Origin of the sequence: Usitatibacter palustris (assembly GCF_013003985.1) — a bacterium.
Lineage (GTDB): Bacteria > Pseudomonadota > Gammaproteobacteria > Burkholderiales > Usitatibacteraceae > Usitatibacter > Usitatibacter palustris.
In genome coordinates this window covers 1-20,759 of the sequence record NZ_CP053073.1, presented here as the reverse complement: position 1 = coordinate 20,759, position 20,759 = coordinate 1, and the positions used below count along the sequence as shown (strand labels likewise).

Sequence of the window (20,759 nt, the reverse complement as noted above, 5' to 3'; positions counted from 1 at the left end):
CCGCGGTGCGACACGCCGTGGAGACGCCGATTCCCGTTGCCGAAATGCCCGTGGCGGCCCCCAAGGTCGACTCGCCCTGGCGCCGCCTCGCATCCGAGTACGCCGAGAGCCGCCTGGCCCTCTTCGGGCTCGCGCTGCTGATCACGATCGCGCTCGTGGCGATTGCCGCACCGCTGATCTCGCCGCAGAACCCGTACGACCTCGGCCAGATCGACATCATGGATTCGAAGCTCGCGCCGGGCGCCGCGGCTCCCAACGGCGGAACGTACTGGCTGGGCACCGACGACCAGGGACGCGACATGCTCTCGGGGATCTTCTACGGGCTGCGGATTTCGCTGGGCGTGGGCCTCGCCAGCACCGTGCTCGCCCTGGCGATCGGCCTCGTGCTGGGACTCGCGGCCGCTTACTTCGGAGGATGGGTGGATACGGTGATCATGCGGATCGCCGACATCCAGTTGTCGTTTCCCGCGATCCTGATCGCGCTGATCCTGCTCGCCGTGCTGGGGCAGGGTGTCAGCAAGATCATCTTCGCGCTCGTCACCGTGCAGTGGGCCTACTACGCGCGCACCGTGCGCTCTTCGGCGCTCGTCGAGCGGCAGAAGGAATACGTCGAGGCCGCGAAGGTCCTCGCGCTCTCGCAGCCGCGCATCGTGTTTCGCCACCTCCTGCCCAACTGCCTGCCCCCGCTGATCGTCGTGGCGACGGTGCAAGTGGCGCATGCGATTTCGCTCGAGGCCACGCTCTCGTTCCTGGGCCTCGGCCTGCCGGTCACCGAACCCTCGCTCGGGTTGCTGATCTCCAACGGCTTCCAGTACCTGTTGTCGGGCAAGTACTGGATCAGCTTCTATCCGGGCCTGGCACTCCTCGTGACGATCATGGCGATCAACCTCGTCGCCGACCAGTTGCGCGACATCCTCAACCCGAGGCTCAAGCGATGAGCGCGTCGCTTCTCGAGGTGGAAGGCCTGCGGATGCATTTCTTCACGCGCGCCGGCGTCGTGAAGGCGGTGGACGACGTGAGCTTCCGTCTCGAGCGCGGGAAGATCCTCGGCCTTGTCGGCGAATCGGGTTCAGGCAAGTCGATGACCGGCTATTCGATCCTGGGGCTCGTGGATGCGCCGGGGCGGATCGTCGCCGGGCGGATCGCGCTCAATGGCACGGACCTCACCAACCTGGAAGAGGCGCAGTGGCGCAAGTTGCGCGGCAACCGCATCGCGATGATCTTCCAGGACCCGATGATGACGCTCAATCCGGTGCTGCGAATCGACACGCAGATGGTGGAAGCCGTCCTCGCGCACCACTCGATTTCGCGTGAGAGCGCGCTTGCGCGTTGCCGCGAAGCGCTGTCGCGCGTTGGCATCGCCGCGCCCGACGAACGCCTGCGCGCGTACCCGCACCAGTTCTCCGGCGGCATGCGCCAGCGCGTGGCCATCGCGATCGCCTTGCTCAACAAGCCCGACCTCATCATCGCCGACGAGCCCACGACGGCGCTCGACGTGACGATCCAGGGGCAGATCCTCCACGAGATGCAGCGCCTTTGCCGCGAAAGCGGGACGGGGCTCATCTGGATCACGCACGACCTGTCGGTGATCGCGGGGCTCGCCGACGACGTCTGCGTGATGTACGCCGGCCGCATCGTGGAATCCGGAGCGGTCGACGGCATCCTCGATCGTCCGATGCATCCCTACACGCGCGGCCTGCTCGAATCCATCCCGAGCCGCAACGTGCGCGGCCGGCCGCTCGCGCAGATCCCGGGGATGACGCCTTCGCTGATGGCGCTCGGCGACGGCTGCGCATTCCGCGAGCGCTGCATTCGCGCGCAGGACGATTGCCGTCTCGCCCCCGCCGCGACGATTCCCGCGCCCGGTCGAACCGTCCGCTGCCTGCATCCGGTCTCATGAACGCTGCCGCCGCTCCGCTCCTCGAGTTGCGAGGCATTTCGAAGCGCTTCGAGAAGCGCCTCGATTTCGCCGCGAAAATCGCGCGCAAGCTCGGCGCCAAGGTGCGGGAGGAGACGGTCCATGCCGTGGATGGCGTGGACCTCTCGGTGGCCGAAGGCGAAGTCGTCGGCCTTGTCGGTGAATCAGGTTGCGGCAAGTCGACGCTGGGACGCCTCGTGTCGAGGATCCTCGAGCCCAGCGCGGGCGAGCGCTTCTGGAAGGGTCAGCCCTACGCCAGGTTCGACAATGCCGCCGCGCGCGCCGACCGGCTCGCGGTGCAGATGATTTTCCAGGACCCCTACGCCTCGCTCAATCCGCGGCTTCGGATCGTCGATGTCGTGGGCGAAGCGCCCGTGGTGCACGGGCTCGTCGCGGCCAAGGCGCGCGACGAATACGTCGCCGACATCCTCGGGCGCGTCGGGCTGGATGCGGGCCTCATGCGGCGTTTCCCGCATCAGTTCTCGGGCGGCCAGCGCGCGCGCATCGGGATCGCGCGCGCACTCGCGGTGAAGCCGCGCTTCCTCGTGTGCGACGAAGCCGTGGCCGCGCTCGATGTCTCCATCCAGGCGCAGGTGCTCAACCTCTTCATCCGCCTGCGCGAAGAGTTCGCGCTGACGTACCTGTTCATCAGCCATGACCTGGGTGTCGTGCGCCACGTGTCCGATCGCGTGGTGGTGATGTACCTGGGCCGGATCGTCGAGGCCGCGCCGTGCGCGGAGATCTACGAGCGGCCCAATCATCCGTACACCGAGGCGTTGATCGCCGAAGTCCCGCGCGTGGATGCGCGCCATCGCAGTTATGTTCCGATCAAGGGTGAGATTGCCTCGCCCCTCGATCCGCCGTCGGGCTGCCATTTCCATCCCCGCTGCCCGAAGGCGTTCGAGCGTTGCCGGCGCGAAGCGCCGCGCCTGCGCGAGATCGCTCCCGGCCACGTCTCGGCCTGCCACCTCAACGACACGCCATCATGAATCCAGAAACCGCTTTCACCCGGCAAGACCCCTCCGGGCACCCCGTGCCCCTCGTCCTCGATTCGCCGCACAGCGGCACCCGCTACCCGGCGGATTTTTCACCGGCGTTGTCGCTCGAGAAGCTGCGGCAGGCCGAGGACAGTTATGTCGACGAGCTCTACGCGTCGGCGCCCGGACACGGCGCCACGCTCATCTCGGCTCTCTTCCCGCGCTCGTACATCGACCCGAACCGCTCCGTGCTCGATATCGACACGGCGCTCATCGACGCGCCGTGGCCCGGGCCCGCACAGGCGAGCCGGAAGACGGAGCTCGGCATCGGCCTCATCTGGCGCATCCTCGACACGGGCGAGCCGATCTACACGCGCAAGCTCACCGTCGCCGAAGTGAAGCGGCGCATCACGCAGTTCCACCAGCCTTACCAAAAGGCCGTTAAGGACGCGCTCGACGCCGCCCACGCCCACTTCGGCGCGGTCTGGCACATCAACTGCCATTCCATGCCGGCGGTGAGCAGCAACATCTCCGAGGAAGGGCCGGGCAAGTCCCGCTCGGACTTCGTGCTCGGCGATCGCGACGGAACGACGTGTTCACCGGAGTTCACCGCGCTCGTGGCCACGACGCTGCGTGGCCTGGGCTATGACGTGAAGGTCAACGATCCCTACAAGGGCGTGGAGCTGGTTCGCGCATTCTCTGATCCCGCAGCGGGCCGGCACAGCCTGCAGATCGAGGTCAATCGCCGCCTCTACATGGATGAGCGCACGCGCACGCGTTCCTCGGGATTCGAAACGCTCCGCGCGAACCTCGACCGGATGGTGAAAGCCGTCGCTGACTACGCGCGCGAGCACGGTTCGCATGTCTGTGCCCCGGGTCACGACCATCATCACGAGCATGGCCCCGACTGCGGCCATGACCATCATCACGATCACGACCACTCCGGCCATTCGCACGGCCACCACAAGCACTGAGGCCCGCATGCGCGACATCCAAGTCGAACTGAAAGCTCCCGACATCGAGATCCACCGGCGTTCGCCGACCGGAACCGAGTTCGTCCACACGTTCGAAAGCGGCAAGCCGGGCCCGCACGTGATGGTCAACGCGCTCACGCACGGCAACGAGATCTGCGGCGCGATCGCCGTCGACCGGCTGCTGCGCATGGGCGTGCGTCCCGCGAGAGGGACGCTCACGCTCGCCTTCGCGAACGTGGAAGCCTTCTTTCGCTTCGATCCCGAACGGCCGTACGCCACGCGCTTCATCGATGAAGACTTCAATCGCGTGTGGACGCCCGAAACCCTGTCGGGCTCGCGCATGAGCGTCGAGCTCGGCCGCGCCCGCCAGCTTCGCCCGCACGTGGATGCGGCCGACTATTTGCTCGACATCCATTCGATGCTCGAGCCGAGTCCCGCCGTGATGATTTGCGGCCCGCTCGACAAGGGAATCCGGTTTGCACGCGATCTCGGCTCACCCGAGCACATCGTCTGCGACAAGGGGCACGCCAACGGCACCCGCATGCGCGACTACGGCGGGTTCGGCGATCCGGCCAGCCCCAAGAATGCGCTGCTCATCGAGTGCGGCCAGCACTGGGAGCGCGCCGCCGAACATGTGGCCTGGCAGGTCACGTGGCGGTTCCTGCGCGCACTCGACGTGATGGACAGGGAGCTCGTCGATCGCGAGATCGACAAGGCCGCGGCCGCGCCGCAGAAGGTCATCCGCGTCACGCAAGCCGTGGTCGCGACGTCTCCGGCGTTTCGGTTCGCCAAGGATTTCTCGGGGCTGGAGATCATTCCGCGACAGGGAGATCTCATCGCGTGGGATGGGGATGCGCCGGTGCGCGCTCCCTACGACAACTGTGTGCTGGTGATGCCGGTGCCGCACAACATCAAGACGGGCCTCACGGCCGTGCGCCTGGGGCAGATCGACGCGCACTAGCGTGACGCGTCAGTCCCCGGTGGAGTCCTCGCCCTTGCCGGAGGGCCGGATTCCGAGCTGCTTGAGCTTGCGGTAAAGGTGCGTGCGCTCGAGCCCCACGCGATCGGCCACGCGCGACATGTTGCCGTCTTCGCGGCGGATGTGGTGCAGGAAGTACTGCTTCTCGAACTGTTCGCGCGCATCGCGCAGCGGCATGTCGAGTGAGACGCCCACTTCGGTCGTGGCTTGCTCCCGCGGCGCGAGGCTGAATTCGCGCGCGACACGATTCACGTCGTCGCCCGTGATGTCGTTGGCCAGGGCGGTGAGCGAGAGCGTCTTCACGACGTTCTGCAGCACGGGAATGTTTCCGGGCCAGTCGAGGTTGCGCATCACATTGAGCGCGCCGACCGTGAGCGTGCGCAGCGGGACCTCGTTGGCGTCCACCAGTTGCGTGAGCAACGTCATCGCGATCTCGGGAATGTCTTCGGCGTGATCGCTCAGCGACGGCACGCGGATCGTGAGTCCCGAAAGCTGGTTATAGAGGTTCGCATCGAAACGCCCGTCCTCGGACATCTCGGGTAGCGGCGCGGTGGAGGCGCACACCAGCCGCACGTTGAACTTCTCCAACTTGCCCAGCAGCTGCACGAGACCCTTCTGCTCCGCCTTGCTGAGCATGCCGATCTCGGGGAGGAACAGCGTGCCGTCGCGCGCGTCATTGAGCGGCTCGAACGGATTGGCTGCGAGCCAATCGGTGTTCTCGGGCGCTACCCACGGAGCGTTGGCGAGATGAAGATGGCGCGCGCAGATTTCGAAGCCGCATCCGGGCTCGCCCACGAAGAGGACGGGCGTACGCAGGCGGCTCACCTGCTCGAGGCGCTGGCGCAGCTCCTGGACTGCGCGGGCGCGGCCCATGTTGACGATCGTGAGGCCCGACTTCGGTAGCACACGGCCGCCGGCAAGCGCCTTGCCCACCGTCGCGAGCAGCTTGGGAAGGCTGATGGGCTTCTCGAGGAAGTCGAACGCACCGATGCGCGTAGCCTCGACCGCCGAGTCGATCGTGCCGTGGCCGGACATCATCACGACCGGCATGGTGAGCAATCCCGATCCGGCCCACTCCTTCAGGAGCGTGATCCCGTCGGTATCGGGCATCCAGATATCGAGCAGGACGAGGTCCGGCCGCATCTCCTTACGGGCGGTGCGCGCGGTCTGGGCGTTCTCGGCCAGGCGTACGCCATAGCCTTCATCCCGGAGGATCTCGAAAAGAAGTTCTCGGATGCCGACTTCGTCGTCGACGACGAGGATCTGGTTTGCGGACATGAGCTACAGGGGATCGATTCGGACGGTAGATCCCAAGGTTACGCGGCTTTCGGCGGGAGCACGATGCTGACGTTCGCCCCATGGGGCTTGACGTTCTCGACCAGGATGCGGCCGTGGTGCTCATCGACGATCTTCTTCACGATCGCGAGGCCCAACCCCGTGCCCTTGGGCTTGGTGGTCACATAGGGTTCGAAGATGCGTCCCATCACCGTGTCGGCGATTCCGGTGCCGTTGTCGCGCACCGTGAGAAGGACGCCGCCCGTACCCAGGCTCGTCGAAACGAGAATGCGCGGCTGGTCCATGCCGGTCAGCGCATCGAGCGCGTTCTGGAAGAGGTTGTGCAGGACCTGGCGCAGCATCGCGGGATCGGCGAACACCGCGGGCAGGTTGTCGCCGAGGCGGGCCTCGATCGACACGCCCATCGACTCGTAGAGGAAGAGCACTTCGCGCACGAGATCGTTCAGCACGACCGCGCGGGCGTTCATGCGCGAGGCGTGCGCGTACTGCGTGAAGTCGTCGACCATGCCCTTGAGCGCGGCGACGTGGCTCACGATCGTGCTCGTCGAGCGTCGCAGCATGTCGGCTTCCTGCTCGGGAAGTTTCGCCACGAGCTTCTGCTGCATGCGCTCGGCTGCGAGCTGGATCGGCGTGAGCGGGTTCTTGATCTCGTGCGCGAGGCGCCGCGCCACTTCACCCCACGCCGCGTCGCGCTGCGCCTGGATGAGGTGGGTGATGTCGTCGAACACGACCACGTAACCGTTGTCGCCCCCGCCACTCATCCCGAGGCGCGTTCCCCGCAGCAGCAGCGTCCGCTGTCCATCGGCGCGGCGAAACTCCATCTGCTCCTCCCACTGCCCCGGCGCAGACGATGCGAAGTGGCGAAGGACCACCTCGGCAAAAGGAGCGACGGTAGGCACATGGCGCGCCCACTCGGGCAGTCGAAGCCCGTGAAACGCGCCAGGAGTGATTGCGAGGATGTCGTTGGCTGCCGCGTTGACCGTCTTCACGTACTGGCGCTCGTCGAGCGTGAGCACACCCGACGTGAGGTTCGACAGGATGCTCTCGAGGTAGGTCTTCGCGTTCTCGAGCTGCTGCTGGTTGCGCTCCATCGCCTCGGTGGCATCGGCGATCTGGCGCGTCATCGTGTTGAACGACTGGGTAAGCACGCCGAACTCGTCCCGGCTCTTTACCGGATTGAGTTTCGAGTAGTCGCCCTTCGCGATCGCACGCGTGGCCTCGGCGAGCGCGGACAGCGGCGCGGAGAGCCGCTCGGAAAGCAGGAACGCGAGCGCGAGCGCGGAGAACAGCGTGAGCAGCATCGCGAGCGTGAGGGTGAGGCCGAAGATCTGCTTGAGTCCCTTGCGGGCGAGCAGCAGCTCCTGGTAATCGCTGTAGCCTTTCTCGACCACCTTGGCATCGCGCGCGATCGCGGTGGGAACGCGCTGCAGGACCTGCAGGATGCGCATGTCGTCGGCGATCGTGAGCACGTTCACCGGCACGATCACGCGCAAGTAGAGTCCCCGCTCGGGAATCGATTCGATGGAGCGCACTGGCTGCTGGGCACGGACCTGGCGCAGGAGATTCGCGCCGGGCAGGTCCGGGAGCAGCGCTACCGGCTCCGAGCCCGATTGGGCGATGACTCGGCCGCGTGGCGTCAGCAGCGTGGCCTCTTCGATGGAGTGCTGCTCGCGAAGCCGATTGAGCGTCGCGGCCTCGACGGCCTGCGCGCTGGCGAGCGCCAGCGACATGGCGTCGGCCTTCTGCGCGAGCTCCTTGAGGGAGTTCTCGAGTGCGCTGCGTGCGAGGTTCAGGCCACCCGCGAGCGACTCGTCGACGCGTACGTCGAACCACGATTCGATCGAGCGCTGCAGGAACTGGAAGGAGATCGCGTACACCAGGCCGCCAGGAATCAGCGCCATCAGCGCGAACACGACCATCAGGCGCAGCGTGAGCTTGGAACCGAAGACGCGTTCCTTGAGCTTCTTGCGCAGGACGTAGAGCTGGTAGCCGATGAGGCCCATGAGCCCCAGCGACAAGCCGCCGCCCAGCCCAAGGAGAACCGGGTAGTTCTGCGCGAAGAGCGCGGTGTTCGAAGAGGCTTCGGAGAGGAGGTAGACAAGCGCTGCGCCGGTGACGACGCAGAGGAAGATCAGGGCCTTCACGAGACTCCCGCTACGGAGTGACCGTCCAGCGGTGCCATTCCGACGCGAGCGTCCAGTCGCTTGAGGCGAGGGCGTTCAGCTGAAACGGTTTGGGCAGCTGGGCGGTATCCAGGCGCATGCGCAGATTCGCCTGGTAAGCAACATCCTTCGCGAGCGCACCTTTGTCGGCCACATGCCAGGCGCGGGTGCGTGCGAGCACGCGCTTCACTTCGTCGAAGCGCGTGAAGTTCTGGTACAGGGTGCCGACCGACAGCCTGTACTGCCGCAGGAGCGGCGTGTAGCTGATCTTGTAGGTCTGCGACAGGCGCACCGGCTTCTCGTCGAACCAATACCAGCGTGGCCGGGAGAGCTCGAACTCGACGACAAAGTAGAGAGGCACGCCGCGCGTCACCGCTTCCTCGAGTCGCGGACTGAACTGCATGTCGAATTCGGCATCGAGTTGCCAACCGTCCACGCCAGGCTCGACCGTAGCCTTGGTGATGGAGATTCCTTCAGCGTGGACTCCCATCGGCAGGCACAGGGCGACCATCAGCGCGGCGAGCGCCATCCACAGGCGCGCAGCCTGCAGGGTCCCGGCCGCGAGCCGGGAATGTATGGTCAAAGCCGTCGCGTTGCGCATGAATTAGGCAAACGCAAGTGAGAGTGTTGTTAAATTACCACTAAAGTAGAGATTTTGCCACACTTTTTGTCGTAATTCCCCGACGCGCTCTAGGGTTTCTCCACATCCCCCAAGCGGGATCCGGGCTCCAACGGCGTGCCTCGAAGGTACTCGGAAACGGCCATCCGGCGCGACCCGGCGCGCTGTACCTGCTCGATCGCGAGCGCTCCCGACCCGCAGGCCACCCTGAGTTCGACCGGTGAGGCCGCCAGCACCGTTCCCGGGCTTCCCATGCCCTCCACGGGGCTGGCCGTCCATATCTTGAGGGGCAGCCCCCCTTGAACGGTCTCCGCGCCAGGAAACGGGTTGTACGCCCGAATCTGCCGGTCGATTATCTCGGCCGACTGGCTCCAGTTGATCCTCGCTTCGCCCTTCGTGATCTTCGAGGCATAGGTGGCTGTGGCCTCGTCTTGAGTTCGCGGCGCCAGCCGACTGAGGTTAGCGAGCGCTTGCACAATGGCATTGGCACCTAGTTCGGCAAGGCGCTCAGTCAACGATCCACTGGTTTCGCGTGGCTCGATGTCGATGACCTTTTCGAGGAGCACCGGGCCCGTATCGAGGCCGGCCTCCATCCTCATGATGCCGACGCCCGTGCGCGTGTCGCCGGCGAGGAGGGCCCGCTGGATCGGTGCGGCGCCCCGCCATCGGGGAAGCAGGGAGGCATGAATGTTGAGGCACCCGCCCGACGGGATATCGAGCACTGCCTGGGGGAGGATCAGCCCATAGGCCGCGACCACAACGACATCGGGCTTCGCCTTGCGAATTGGCTCGCGGGCCTCTTCCGTTCGAAGGTTCACTGGCTTGTGCAGGGCGATCCCGCGTTGGGAAGCCCAGTCGGACACGGGGCTGGCGGCAAGCCGCAGGCCTCGCCCTGCCGGTCGATCCGGCTGGGTCAGGACGAGCGGGATTTCATGCCCGGCGGCGAGGAGGGCCTCCAGGGCCCGCGCGGCGAATGCGGGGGTGCCGGCGAAGACGACGCGCAAGAAAGCGGCGCGCCTTTCTAGGCGGCCTTGCGCTGGCGTTTCTTCAGCTTCGCGCGAATGCGGTTCTGCTTCAGTTCCGAGAGGTATTCGACGAAGACGCGCCCGTGCAGGTGGTCCATCTCATGCTGGATGCATGCGGCGAGCAACCCGGAAGCATTGAGGGTGAATCGGGCGCCGCTGCGGTCGAGCGCCGTGACCGTGACGCTGTCGGCCCGTTCGACGTTGTCATAAATGCCGGGGACCGACAAGCAGCCTTCCTGTCCCGTCGAAACGCCTTCACGGCGCTGGATCTCCGGGTTGATGAAGACGCGCAGGTCGCTTTTGTCCTCGCTCACGTCGATCACGATGATCTGTTTGTGAACGTCCACTTGCGTGGCAGCGAGCCCGATCCCCGGCGCGGCATACATCGTCTCCGCCATGTCGTCGATGAGCTGGCGCGTCTGCGCATCGATCTTGTCGACGCGCTGGGCGGCTGCATGCAGCCGTGGGTCCGGGTACTGGAGGATCTCGAGAATGGCCATAAAAGCTTGCTAATTGAATGGATTATGTGCAGAATCTACCGCACTACATGAAAAGGGGGGCGTAACCCTTTTCGAATATGGGTCCCGTGCTCCATATCCACAAGTGAGAGCCGCCATGCGCAAGAGAATTATAGCTTTAGTCGTCGCAGGCATCAGTTTGGTTCCGACGGGACTCCTGGCCAATGGCCCCGTTCCCGCAACCAAAGCGACGAACGCAGACCTCCAAACCGACGCTCCGACCCAGTACACCGTGGTCAAGGGCGACACGCTTTGGCACATTTCGGGCCGGTTCCTGAAGGAACCGTTCAAGTGGCCCCTGCTTTGGCAGATGAACCGGGAGCAGATCAAGAACCCGCACCTCATCTACCCGGGCGACATCATCAAGCTGGACCGTTCCGGAGCCTATCCGGAGCTTTCGATCGTTTCCGGCGGCAGCGGTGGCGAAGGTGGCGCGTCGGGCGGGACTGCCGAGCAGGCCGCCGGTAACGTCGTCCGCCTCGAACCCCGCACCCGCATCGCCGCGCTCGGCGTCGCCGTGCCCAGCATCCCGGGCGCCGCGATCGGCCCCTTCCTCACACAGCCGATGGTGGTCGAAGCCAATGGCCTGGACACCGCGCCCGCGATCGTCGCCACCGAAGAGAGCCGCATCCTCGTCGGGGCCGGCAGCATCGCCTACGCCGACCGCATTGCCTCGACCGACGGCGTCAACTGGCAGGTTTTCCGCCGTGGGCGGGAACTGACGGATCCGGATACCGGCGAGCTGCTCGGCTACGAAGCACGCTATGTGGGCGATGCCCGCGTGCGCCGCTACGGCGACCCCACGACGCTCGAAATCACGAAGGCTCGCGAAGAAATCAATCGCGGCGACCGCCTGCTGCCGGCGCGCGAGACGAGCTTCCCGAGCTACATCCCCCGCGCCCCGGACAAGCCCATCAAGGGCTCGATCATGTCGGTCGATGGCGGCGTGTCGGAGCTCGGTCAATACCAGATCGTGACGCTCAATCGTGGCTCGCGCGACGGCATCGAAGTGGGCCATGTGCTCGCGAGCTTCCGCCGCGGCGACGTGATCACCGGCAGCGGCCAGGTAATCGATACCTGGCAGACCGATCTGCTGGGCGGCTTGCGCAGCTGGTGGTACGAGAACATGGAAACGAAGGCCGAAGAAAAGGCCGATGCGAAGGAAGCGTCCGGTGAATCCAAGAAGGGCGGCGCAGTGCTCGAGGGCACGGTCCTGAAGATTCCCGACGAGCGCAACGGCCTCGTGTTCGTCTTCCGTGTATTCGAAAAGATGTCGTACGCGATGGTGATGCGGTCCACCAAGCCGATCTACGTTGGCGACGTGGTACAGACGCCGTAACGCAATCGCTGTTTGATTGGTGACGTGGGGGCTTCGGCCCCCATGTTGTTTTTCAGGACCCGTCAGCGCGGCGTGACCCGCCGCCGTTTATCGGGCATCCTCCGTTCCCCGATGGACCCGACCCCGATGCTTCACACCCCAACCCGCGACGACGCGCTGAACTGGCTCCGGCTGGCCCTGGTACCGGGCGTTTCCGACGCGTCCTGCCGCACATTGGTTGACGCGTTCGGGACCCCCGAGGGCGCCCTCGAGGCATCGCCCGCGTCGGTCTCTGGCGTTGCCGGGCCTGCCATCGCGGCCGCCCTTGCCAAAGGCGCCCCCGAAGCCTGGGTTGAGCGCGCAATGCAATGGCTTGATGAGCCGGGGCACCATCTCCTTTCAATACGCGATCCACGCTACCCGCAGGCGCTCCTCGATATCCATGACCCGCCCGTCGTGCTGTACGCGCAAGGTCGCCTGGAGCTGTTGAACGCGCCAGCCCTCGCCATCGTCGGCAGCCGCAACGCCACCCCCCAGGGAATGCGGGATGCGGAGGCGTTCGCGACCTCCTTGTCGAACGCGGGTCTCGCAATCGTCAGCGGCCTCGCGCTGGGGATCGACGCGGCGGCGCATCGCGGCGGTCTTGCGGGCCGAAGCTCGAGCATCGCGGTCATCGGCACCGGAGCGGACCGGATCTATCCGGCCCGCAATGCCGCGCTGGCTCGTTCCCTGGCCGTGGACGGCGTCATCGTGTCCGAGTTTCCCCTGGGCACGGCGCCCGCGGCCGAGAACTTTCCGCGCCGCAATCGCATCATCAGCGGGATGTCGCGCGGCACGCTCGTCGTGGAAGCGGCGCTTGCGAGCGGCTCGCTCATCACTGCGCGCTGTGCGCTGGATCAGAACCGTGAAGTCTTCGCGGTGCCTGGGTCGATCCATTCGCCCCTCGCGAAAGGCGGCCACGCACTGATCAAGGACGGCGCGAAGCTCGTTGAATGTGCCGACGACATCCTGCTCGAACTGCGCATGGAGCCCGCGGGACTTTCGCCGCGCGGGTTGGCGACGCCGCAGCTGCGGAGCGATCCACTTCTCGATGCCCTTGGCGACGCGCCCGCGTCGATCGACGAGCTTTCGCAACGAACGCTGGCCGCGGCATCGCATGTCGCAGCACGCATCGCGGAACTCGAGATCGAGGGGCGAGTCGCACTGGTCGCCGGCGGTCGCGTGCAGCGCCTTCACGGTCCGGACGCGGACGCGTTATAGAATGAATCAGGGAATCATCCATCCATGACCACGCATCTACTCATCGTCGAATCGCCGTCGAAGGCGAAGACGCTCAAGAAATACCTCGGCAAGGACTACGAAGTCCTCGCCTCGTACGGTCACGTCCGTGATCTCGTGCCCAAGACCGGCGCTGTCGATCCCGACGACAACTTCCGCATGCAGTACGAGTTGATCGACCGAAACACGAAGCACGTCGACAACATCACGAGGGCCGTGAAGGATGCCGATGTCATCCTGCTCGCAACCGACCCGGATCGCGAAGGCGAGGCGATCGCATGGCATTTGTCGGAGATCCTCAAATCGCGAAAGGCGCTGAAGGACAAGAAGATCAAGCGCGTCGTGTTCTACGAGATCACCGAGGGCGCCGTCACCGATGCGGTGAAGAACCCGCGCGCGATATCGATGGACCTGGTGAACGCCCAGCAGGCGCGCCGCGCGCTCGACTACCTGGTCGGCTTCAACCTGTCTCCGCTGCTCTGGAAAAAGATCCGGCGCGGCCTGTCCGCCGGCCGCGTGCAAAGCCCGGCCTTGCGCCTGATCTGCGAGCGCGAGAACGAGATCGAGGCGTTCAAGAGCCAGGAATACTGGACGCTGCACTTCGATGGGGACAAGGACAAGGTCACTTTCACCGCCCGGCTCACGCACTTCGAGGGCGAGAAGCTCGACCAGTTCGCCGTTCCGAGCGCCGAGCGCAACGGCGAGATCATCGCCTTCCTGCAGTCTCACGCAAAGGGTGTCGCGAAGGTCCGCGAGATCGAGAAGAAGCGCCGGCTCAAGTCGCCCGCCGCGCCTTTCACGACCTCCACGTTGCAGCAGGAAGCCGTGCGCAAGCTGGGCTTCTCGACCGATCGCGCGATGAAGGTCGCGCAGAGCCTCTACGAGGGCGTCAATATCGGGCGCACGGTCACGGGCCTCATTACCTACATGCGTACGGACTCGGTCACGCTCTCCAAGGAAGCGATGACGGAAATCCGTGGATTCATCACCAAGAACTACGGCGCGGATCACCTTCCGAAGGCGCCGGTGTTCTACGCGAACAAGACGAAGAATGCACAGGAAGCGCACGAAGCCATCCGCCCGACGTCGGTAACCCGCACGCCTGACTCCGTCTCGCAGTACCTCAACGACGAGCAGCGCAAGCTCTATGAAATGATCTGGAAGCGCACCGTGTCGTCGCAGATGATGCCCGCACAGTTCGATACCGTCGCGGTCGATTTCAACGTCGGCGGCGACGGGAACGTATTCCGCGCGACCGGCCAGACGATGATCTTCCCGGGCTTCTACGCGGTGTATCACGAAGACCAGGATGATTCGCCCTCGGACGACGAGGAAAAGCGCCTGCCCGCGTTCAAGCAGGGCGACGTCGTGGACATCACCAAGCTCTACGGCGAACAGCATTTCACGCAACCCCCGCCGCGCTTTTCGGAAGCGAGCCTGGTGAAAGCGCTCGAGCAGTACGGCATTGGCCGGCCCTCGACCTACGCGTCGATTATCTCGACGCTGCAGAAGCGCGAGTACGTGATCCTTGACAAGAAGCGCTTCACGCCCACCGACGTGGGCCGTGTCGTGAACAAGTTCCTGTCGGAGCATTTCGCGCACTGGGTCGACTACGAGTTCACGGCGAAGATGGAAGACGAGCTCGACGACATCTCGAACGGCAAGGAAGAGTGGATTCCGGTCCTCGAGAAGTTCTGGAAGGATTTCTCTGCGCAGATCGGCGAGAAGGAATCCGTTTCGCGCAAGGACGTGACCCAGGAGCAGTTGGACGAGGTCTGCCCCAAGTGTGGCAAGCACAAGCTCACCATCCGACTCGGGCGCCGCGGCCGCTTCATCGGTTGCCCCGGCTATCCCGAGTGCGATTACACGCGCAACGTCGATGGCTCCGACGGCGGCCCGGCGAACGAGAAGCGCGAGATCGGCGTCGATCCGGTCACCGGCAAGCTGATCCAGCTCCTCTTTGGGCCTTTCGGCCCTTACCTGCAGCTGGGCGAGATGGAGGGCGACAAGAAGCCCAAACGCGTCTCGGTGCCCAAGAACATCCTGCCCGACCAGGTGAACTTCGAGATCGCGGAGATGCTCCTCGCATTGCCGCGCGACCTTGGCGCTCACCCGGAGGACAAGAAGAAGGTCATCGCCAACATCGGTCGATTTGGCCCGTATGTCAGCCACGATGGCCAGTTCAAGTCGATCCCGAAGGCCGAAAGCGTCTTCGACATCACGCTCGAGCGCGCTGTCGCGTTGTTGAAGGAACCGAAGGCCGCTGGCGGACGCGGCGCGCTGAAGGTTCTCGGCAAGCATCCCGAGGACGGCCAGGCCGTATCGCTTTACGCGGGCAAGTACGGCCCGTACGTGAAGCACGGCAAGGTGAACGCCACGCTCCCTGACGAGAAGATGATCACGACCGTCACGCTCGAGGAAGCGATCGAGCTTCTTGCGGCCAAGGCGGGCAAGGGCAAGAAGAAGCCCGCCAAGACCAAGGCCGCGCCGAAGGCCGCGGCGCCTCCGAAGCTGAAGGCGGCGGCAAAGGCGAAGCCAAAAGCGAAGGCGAAAGCCTCCAAGGCAAAAAAGGCCGCGTAAGCGGCCTTTTTTTACGCCTGCTTCCTATTACACGTCGAGGTTCGAAACCCCCAACGCGTTGGCTTCGATGAACGCGCGGCGCGGCTCGACTTCGTCGCCCATCAGCGTCGAGAAGATCTCGCCGGCGCTGATCGCATCCTCGATCTGGACCTTCAGCAGGATCCGCTTGGTGGGATCCATCGTGGTTTCCCACAGCTGCTGGGGATTCATCTCGCCCAAGCCCTTGTAGCGCTGGATGGAAAGGCCACCGCGCGCCTCGGCCAGCAGCCAGTCCAGGCCTTCCTTGAACGACTTGATGGCCCGCGCTGTTTCGCCGCGCTTCACCTGCGCGCCTTCGCCGATCAGTCCCTTGAGGACCTCGGACATCTTCACGATCTGCTTGTAGTCGCCACTCTCGATGAAAGCGTGGTCGATCACGGTCTCGACCTTGTTGCCGTGGACGATCTTCTCGAGGCGCAGGCGCCAGCCGTCGGAAGTCGGATCGCGCTCGATATGCGCCTTGGGCGCGCGCGGCGCCAGAACGCTGTAGATCGCCTTGGAGGCCAGGCTCGCGCCTTCCTTCGTGTCGAGGGACATGCGCTCGACATCGAGCAGCGCGCGCAGCACGCCCGCGTCCATCGCCGCCGAGAGGCGCTCGATCACCGCTTCCGTCGTCAGGTATTCCGAGGCGATCTTCTCGAGCGCTTCGCCGGCGAGCGGCGTCGGTCGCGTGCCCGTCAGGAGCGAAGCGCCGTTGAGCGCCTTCTTGAGCTGGTATTGCTTGAGCTCGTGCTCGTCCTTCAGGTAGCGCTCTTCCTTGCCATGCTTCGCCTTGTACAGCGGCGGCTGGGCGACGTAGATGTGACCCCGCTCCAGCAACATCGGCAGTTGGCGGTAGAAGAACGTGAGCAGCAGCGTGCGGATGTGCGCGCCGTCGACGTCCGCGTCCGTCATGATGATCACGCGGTGGTAGCGCAGCTTGTCGATGTTGAATTCGTCGGCGATGCCTGCTCCGAGCGCCGTGATCAGCGTGGCAACTTCGTTCGACGAGATGATCTTGTCGATGCGGGCGCGCTCGACGTTGAGGATCTTGCCCTTGAGCGGCAGGATCGCCTGGTTCCTGCGGTCACGGCCCTGCTTCGCAGAGCCGCCGGCGGAGTCGCCCTCCACCAGGTAGAGCTCGCACAGGGCGGGGTCGCGCTCCTGGCAGTCGGCGAGCTTGCCCGGCAGCCCGATGCCGTCGAGCACGCCTTTGCGCCGCGTGAGCTCGCGTGCCTTGCGCGCGGCTTCGCGCGCACGCGCGGCCTCGACGATCTTGAGGCAGATGATCTTTGCATCAGTGGGTTTTTCCATCAGGAAGTCGCCGAGCTTCTGGCCGACGATCTCCTGCACGACCGGACCCACTTCGGAAGACACCAGCTTGTCCTTCGTCTGCGAGGAGAACTTGGGCTCCGGAACTTTCACCGAGAGCACACAGGTGAGGCCTTCGCGCATGTCGTCGCCGGTCGTCTCGACCTTCGCCTTCTTCGCGACTTCTTCCTTCTCGATGTAAGTGTTGATGGTGCGCGTCATCGCCGTGCGCAGGCCCGTGAGGTGCGTGCCGCCGTCGCGCTGCGGGATGTTGTTGGTGAACACCTGGACCGACTCGCCGTAGGAGTCGTTCCACTGCATCGCGACCTCGACAGTGATGCCGTCTTTCTCGCCGGTCGCGAAGAAGATCGTGTTGTGCAGGACTGTCTTCGAGCGGTTCATGTACTCGACGAAGCCCTTGATGCCGCCCGAGTGCGCGAAGTTCTCGCTCTTGCCGTTGCGCTGGTCGATGAGCTCGATCTTCGTTCCGTTGTTCAGGAACGAAAGTTCACGCAGGCGCTTGGCGAGGATCTCGTAGTGGAACTCGATGTTCTGGAAGGTCTCCTTCGATGCGAAGAAGTGGACCTCGGTGCCGCGGCGGTCGGTCTCGCCGACAACCTTGAGCGGCGCGACTGCGACGCCATCGCGGAATTCCATGAAGTGCGTCTGGCCGTTGCGCCACACGCGCAGCTTGAGCCACTCGGAGAGCGCGTTGACGACGGACACACCCACGCCGTGCAGGCCGCCCGAAACCTTGTACGAGTTCTGGTCGAATTTTCCCCCGGCATGAAGCTCCGTCATCACGATCTCGGCCGCCGAGCGCTTGAGCTCGTCGTCTTCCTTGATGTCGATGGGAATGCCGCGGCCGTTGTCGACGACGGAGATCGAGTTGTCCGTATGGATCACGACCTTGATGTCATCGCAGTGACCCGCGAGCGCTTCGTCGATCGCGTTATCCACGACCTCGAACACCATGTGGTGAAGGCCCGTGCCATCGGACGTATCCCCGATGTACATCCCGGGGCGCTTCCGGACTGCTTCGAGGCCCTTCAGGATCTTGATGCTGGACGAATCGTAGTCGTCGGGCTTGCCGTTGCTGCGTGGATCTTGAGGAGCTGCTGCCATAGTCTTCCTGGTGCGTTAAGGGCTAGATGCGCATGGGCATCACGACGTACTTGAAGTCCTCCCGGCCCGGCATCTCGATGAGCGCGCTCGAGTTCGAGTCGCCCATCGTGACGCTCACCTGAGCCGCGTCGATGTGATTGAGGACGTCAAGCAGATAGGAAATATTGAAGCCGATGTCGAGTGGATCGCCGTCATAGTCGATGGCGAGGCCTTCCTCGGCTTCCTCCTGCTCATTGTTCGTGCAGATGATCGACAGCGCGCCCTTGGTGAACACCAGGCGTACGCCGCGGATCTTTTCGTTCGAGAGGATCGCCGCCCGGTTGAGCGACTGGGCCAGCGCCGTGCGCTCGAGGCTCACGCGATTCTTGTGGGTCGTCGGAATGACCTTCTGGTAATCCGGGAACTTGCCCTCGACGATCTTCGAGACGATCTCGATTCCGCTGAAGGCGAACCGGACCTGGTTCGCGCCCATCGCGATCGCGACGAGTTCGTCGGTGTCGCCCAGGAGCTTGATCAGCTCGATGACGGTCTTGCGCGGCAGGATCGCTTCCACGCTGCCATGGTCGCCTTCGAGCGCCTGGCTCGCGAACGACAGGCGATGACCGTCGGTTGCGACGACGCGCAGGACGTTCTTGTCGACAGAAAAAAGCACGCCGTTGAGGTAATAGCGGATGTCCTGGACGGCCATCGCGAACTGCACCAGGCGTAGCGCTTCCTTCAGCGCCTTCTGCGGCAGGGCGAGGGAACGCGAAGCATCCTTGGCTTCGACCATCTTGGGGAAATCCGCCGCCGCCAGCGTCTGCAGGTTGAAGCGGCTCTTGCCGGCCCGCACGACCATGCGGCTTTCCTTGGCCTCGAGCGCAACTTCCACGTCCTCGGGCAACGCCCGGAGGATGTCGAAGAGCTTGCGGGCCCCCACGGTGATTGATCCCTCGGCGTTGCCATCCAGGTCCGCGCGCGCGGTGATCTGGACTTCGAGATCGGTGGCCAGGAAGTCGACGTGACCACCGCCGGCCGTGATCAACACGTTCGACAGGATCGGCAGCGTATGCCGCCGTTCGACGATCCCCGTGACCTGCTGGAGCGGCTCAAGGAGCTTTGAGTTGGTGGCTTTTATCTTCAACATGATTTTAATAAATTCAAATCGTTAATAGCTGATAGGAGGACGCCCGGAGCGGGACAAATCCGAAATGGTCCAATCGTTCAACGAGTTGACACTGGTTCTGGGTGGGGACGGATTTGCTGACATCGAAGGACAAGCTGTGGATCGTTTGACCCTTCCCGAGTCCAGTCGAATTCACCCACAGGTTGTTGGAGGTTTTCAACGGTTCATCCCAACAGGATCTGCTGGAGCTGCGAATAGTCGCGCGCGAAGTCCTGGTCGCCCTCGCGCAACTCCACGATCTTGCGGCAGGCATGCAGGACGGTCGTATGGTCGCGGCCGCCGAAAGCTTCGCCGATTTCCGGAAGGCTCTGCTGCGTGAGTTCCTTGGAGAGCGCCATGGCAACCTGGCGGGGCCGCGCGATCGAGCGGTACCGCTTCTTCGAATACATCTCGGACACCTTGATCTTGTAGTAGTCCGCGACCGTTTTCTGGATGTTCTCGATCGAAACCTGCCGGCTGATCACGGCAAGCAGATCCTTCAATGCTTCGCGCGCGGTCGCGACCGTGACCGCCTGGTTGTTGAAGCGGGCGAAAGCGAGCACGCGCTTCATGGCGCCCTCGAGCTCGCGCACGTTCGAACGGATGTGCTTGGCGATGAAGAATGCGATTTCTTCATCGACGCGTACGCCGTCGTTCTCCGCCTTCTTGAGGAGAATCGCTACGCGCATCTCGAGTTCTGGCGGCTCGACGGCGACCGTGAGGCCCCAGCCGAAGCGCGAGATCAGGCGCTCCTCGATGCCGGTCATTTCCTTCGGGAACGAATCGCTCGAGATCACCACCTGCTTGTGGGCCTCGAAGAGCGCGTTGAAGGTATAGAAGAATTCTTCCTGCGAGCGCGTCTTGCCCACGAAGAACTGCACGTCGTCGATCAGGAAGAGATCGAGCGAGCGGTAGTAGCGCTTCAGGGAATCGAAGCTCTTGTGCTGGTAGGCGCGCACAACGTCCGCGACGAACTGCTCGGCGTGGCTGTAGCGCACCTTCGCTTTAGGGTTGCGCTTGAGCACTTCGATGCCGATCGCCTGGAGCAGATGGGTCTTGCCCAGGCCAGTCCCGCCATAAATGAAGAGCGGGTTGTAGGCCGTACCGGGGTTCTCGGCGACCTGGATCGCCGCGGCTCGCGCGATCTGGTTCGCCTTGCCGTTCACGAAATTGGTGAACGTAAAGGAAGGGTTGAGGCGATGCTCTTCGCGGGGCGCGCGCTCTGACGAGGAGATGACCGTCACGGGCGGCTCGGGCATCACGATCTCGCCCTCGGGCGCCTTCTCGTCGAGTTGGAGATTGACGCTGAGGCCCATGCCGGCCACGCGCTCCGCACCCGATTCGATGCGCGCCAGGAGGTTCGAGCGAACCCACCGCAGCACGTGGTGATTGGGGGCAAGCAGCAACAACTGGTCGCCATGGCGCTCAGCGCGCAGCGGCTTGATCCAGGTGTCGTACTGCTGGGCCGAGAGGTCTCTTTTGAGTTCCGCGGCGAGCGACGGCCAAAGCGAATCCAT

Annotated in this window: 16 protein-coding genes; 8 read left to right on the top strand and 8 right to left on the bottom strand. The window is 64.4% G+C overall.

The window, feature by feature from the left end; all coding sequences use genetic code 11:
- Positions 1–5: 5 nt before the first annotated feature.
- From DSM104440_RS00080 to DSM104440_RS00060, 5 genes are read left to right on the top strand one after another with little or no spacing between them, the layout of a single operon-like run.
- Positions 6–938, top strand: coding sequence for an ABC transporter permease (locus DSM104440_RS00080; RefSeq protein WP_212758145.1), 933 nt, complete (start codon positions 6–8; stop codon positions 936–938).
- On the top strand, positions 935–1,900 hold the full coding sequence (locus tag DSM104440_RS00075; RefSeq protein WP_171159595.1) for an ABC transporter ATP-binding protein: 966 nt from the start codon (positions 935–937) through the stop codon (positions 1,898–1,900). The genes DSM104440_RS00080 and DSM104440_RS00075 overlap by 4 nt, the downstream gene beginning before the upstream one ends.
- Positions 1,897–2,907, top strand: coding sequence for an ABC transporter ATP-binding protein (locus DSM104440_RS00070; protein ID WP_171159593.1), 1,011 nt, complete (start codon positions 1,897–1,899; stop codon positions 2,905–2,907). The genes DSM104440_RS00075 and DSM104440_RS00070 overlap by 4 nt, the downstream gene beginning before the upstream one ends.
- A 44-nt stretch (positions 2,908–2,951) precedes the next feature.
- The gene (locus DSM104440_RS00065; RefSeq protein ID WP_212758144.1) at positions 2,952–3,869 is read left to right on the top strand and encodes an N-formylglutamate amidohydrolase; all 918 of its coding nucleotides are present in this window, start codon (positions 2,952–2,954) and stop codon (positions 3,867–3,869) included.
- 7 nt (positions 3,870–3,876) lie between these two features.
- Entirely contained in the window at positions 3,877–4,830 is a 954-nt protein-coding gene (locus DSM104440_RS00060) for a M14 family metallopeptidase (protein WP_171159589.1), read from the top strand.
- A 9-nt stretch (positions 4,831–4,839) separates the two neighbouring features.
- On the opposite strand, the gene DSM104440_RS00055 is transcribed toward DSM104440_RS00060, so the two are convergent.
- The 5 genes from DSM104440_RS00055 to def form a co-directional block, all read right to left on the bottom strand.
- Positions 4,840–6,126 carry a sigma-54-dependent transcriptional regulator gene (locus tag DSM104440_RS00055; RefSeq protein ID WP_171159587.1) on the bottom strand — a complete coding sequence of 429 codons (1,287 nt, stop codon included), beginning with the start codon at positions 6,124–6,126 and terminating at the stop codon, positions 4,840–4,842.
- Positions 6,127–6,164: 38 nt separating this feature from the next.
- Positions 6,165–8,288, bottom strand: coding sequence for a sensor histidine kinase (locus tag DSM104440_RS00050; protein ID WP_171159585.1), 2,124 nt, complete (start codon positions 8,286–8,288; stop codon positions 6,165–6,167).
- A gap of 10 nt (positions 8,289–8,298) precedes the next feature.
- Positions 8,299–8,907 carry a DUF4390 domain-containing protein gene (locus tag DSM104440_RS00045; protein WP_246212067.1) on the bottom strand — a complete coding sequence of 203 codons (609 nt, stop codon included), beginning with the start codon at positions 8,905–8,907 and terminating at the stop codon, positions 8,299–8,301.
- Between the two features lie 89 nt (positions 8,908–8,996).
- Positions 8,997–9,929 carry a methionyl-tRNA formyltransferase gene (fmt, locus tag DSM104440_RS00040; RefSeq protein WP_171159583.1) on the bottom strand — a complete coding sequence of 311 codons (933 nt, stop codon included), beginning with the start codon at positions 9,927–9,929 and terminating at the stop codon, positions 8,997–8,999.
- 17 nt (positions 9,930–9,946) lie between these two features.
- Positions 9,947–10,450: a peptide deformylase gene (gene def, locus DSM104440_RS00035; protein WP_171159581.1), complete on the bottom strand. Its 504-nt coding sequence runs from the start codon at positions 10,448–10,450 to the stop codon at positions 9,947–9,949.
- Between the two features lie 250 nt (positions 10,451–10,700).
- Here def and DSM104440_RS00030 point away from each other — a divergent pair, with 250 nt between their 5' ends.
- The 3 genes from DSM104440_RS00030 (at position 10,701) to topA (ending at position 15,644) form a co-directional block, all read left to right on the top strand.
- Positions 10,701–11,807 (top strand): LysM peptidoglycan-binding domain-containing protein, encoded by a 1,107-nt coding sequence (locus DSM104440_RS00030; protein ID WP_171159579.1) that lies wholly within the window; start codon positions 10,701–10,703, stop codon positions 11,805–11,807.
- A gap of 111 nt (positions 11,808–11,918) precedes the next feature.
- Positions 11,919–13,046, top strand: a complete 1,128-nt coding sequence (gene dprA, locus DSM104440_RS00025; RefSeq protein WP_246212066.1) for a DNA-processing protein DprA — start codon at positions 11,919–11,921, stop codon at positions 13,044–13,046.
- 24 nt (positions 13,047–13,070) lie between these two features.
- Complete coding sequence (gene topA, locus DSM104440_RS00020; protein ID WP_171159577.1) at positions 13,071–15,644, top strand: type I DNA topoisomerase; 2,574 nt, start codon at positions 13,071–13,073, stop codon at positions 15,642–15,644.
- Between the two features lie 27 nt (positions 15,645–15,671).
- On the opposite strand, the gene gyrB is transcribed toward topA, so the two are convergent.
- The 3 genes from gyrB to dnaA all read right to left on the bottom strand — a co-directional run bounded on the left by gyrB (position 15,672) and on the right by dnaA (position 20,759).
- A complete protein-coding gene (gene gyrB, locus DSM104440_RS00015; RefSeq protein ID WP_171159575.1) occupies positions 15,672–18,098 on the bottom strand; it encodes a DNA topoisomerase (ATP-hydrolyzing) subunit B in 2,427 nt (808 codons plus the stop codon).
- A gap of 22 nt (positions 18,099–18,120) precedes the next feature.
- A complete protein-coding gene (dnaN, locus tag DSM104440_RS00010) occupies positions 18,121–19,224 on the bottom strand; it encodes a DNA polymerase III subunit beta (protein WP_171159574.1) in 1,104 nt (367 codons plus the stop codon).
- 203 nt (positions 19,225–19,427) lie between these two features.
- Positions 19,428–20,759, bottom strand: coding sequence for a chromosomal replication initiator protein DnaA (gene dnaA, locus DSM104440_RS00005; protein WP_171159571.1), 1,332 nt, complete (start codon positions 20,757–20,759; stop codon positions 19,428–19,430).

Coding starts and splice junctions, on each gene's coding strand:
- dnaN (WP_171159574.1), bottom strand. CDS start 19,224: ATGTTGAAGATAAAAGCCACCAACTCAAAGCTCCTTGAGCCGCTCCAG.
- gyrB (WP_171159575.1), bottom strand. CDS start 18,098: ATGGCAGCAGCTCCTCAAGATCCACGCAGCAACGGCAAGCCCGACGAC.
- def (WP_171159581.1), bottom strand. CDS start 10,450: ATGGCCATTCTCGAGATCCTCCAGTACCCGGACCCACGGCTGCATGCA.
- DSM104440_RS00055 (WP_171159587.1), bottom strand. CDS start 6,126: ATGTCCGCAAACCAGATCCTCGTCGTCGACGACGAAGTCGGCATCCGA.
- dnaA (WP_171159571.1), bottom strand. CDS start 20,759: ATGGATTCGCTTTGGCCGTCGCTCGCCGCGGAACTCAAAAGAGACCTC.
- DSM104440_RS00060 (WP_171159589.1), top strand. CDS start 3,877: ATGCGCGACATCCAAGTCGAACTGAAAGCTCCCGACATCGAGATCCAC.
- topA (WP_171159577.1), top strand. CDS start 13,071: ATGACCACGCATCTACTCATCGTCGAATCGCCGTCGAAGGCGAAGACG.
- dprA (WP_246212066.1), top strand. CDS start 11,919: ATGGACCCGACCCCGATGCTTCACACCCCAACCCGCGACGACGCGCTG.
- DSM104440_RS00070 (WP_171159593.1), top strand. CDS start 1,897: ATGAACGCTGCCGCCGCTCCGCTCCTCGAGTTGCGAGGCATTTCGAAG.
- DSM104440_RS00075 (WP_171159595.1), top strand. CDS start 935: ATGAGCGCGTCGCTTCTCGAGGTGGAAGGCCTGCGGATGCATTTCTTC.
- DSM104440_RS00045 (WP_246212067.1), bottom strand. CDS start 8,907: ATGCGCAACGCGACGGCTTTGACCATACATTCCCGGCTCGCGGCCGGG.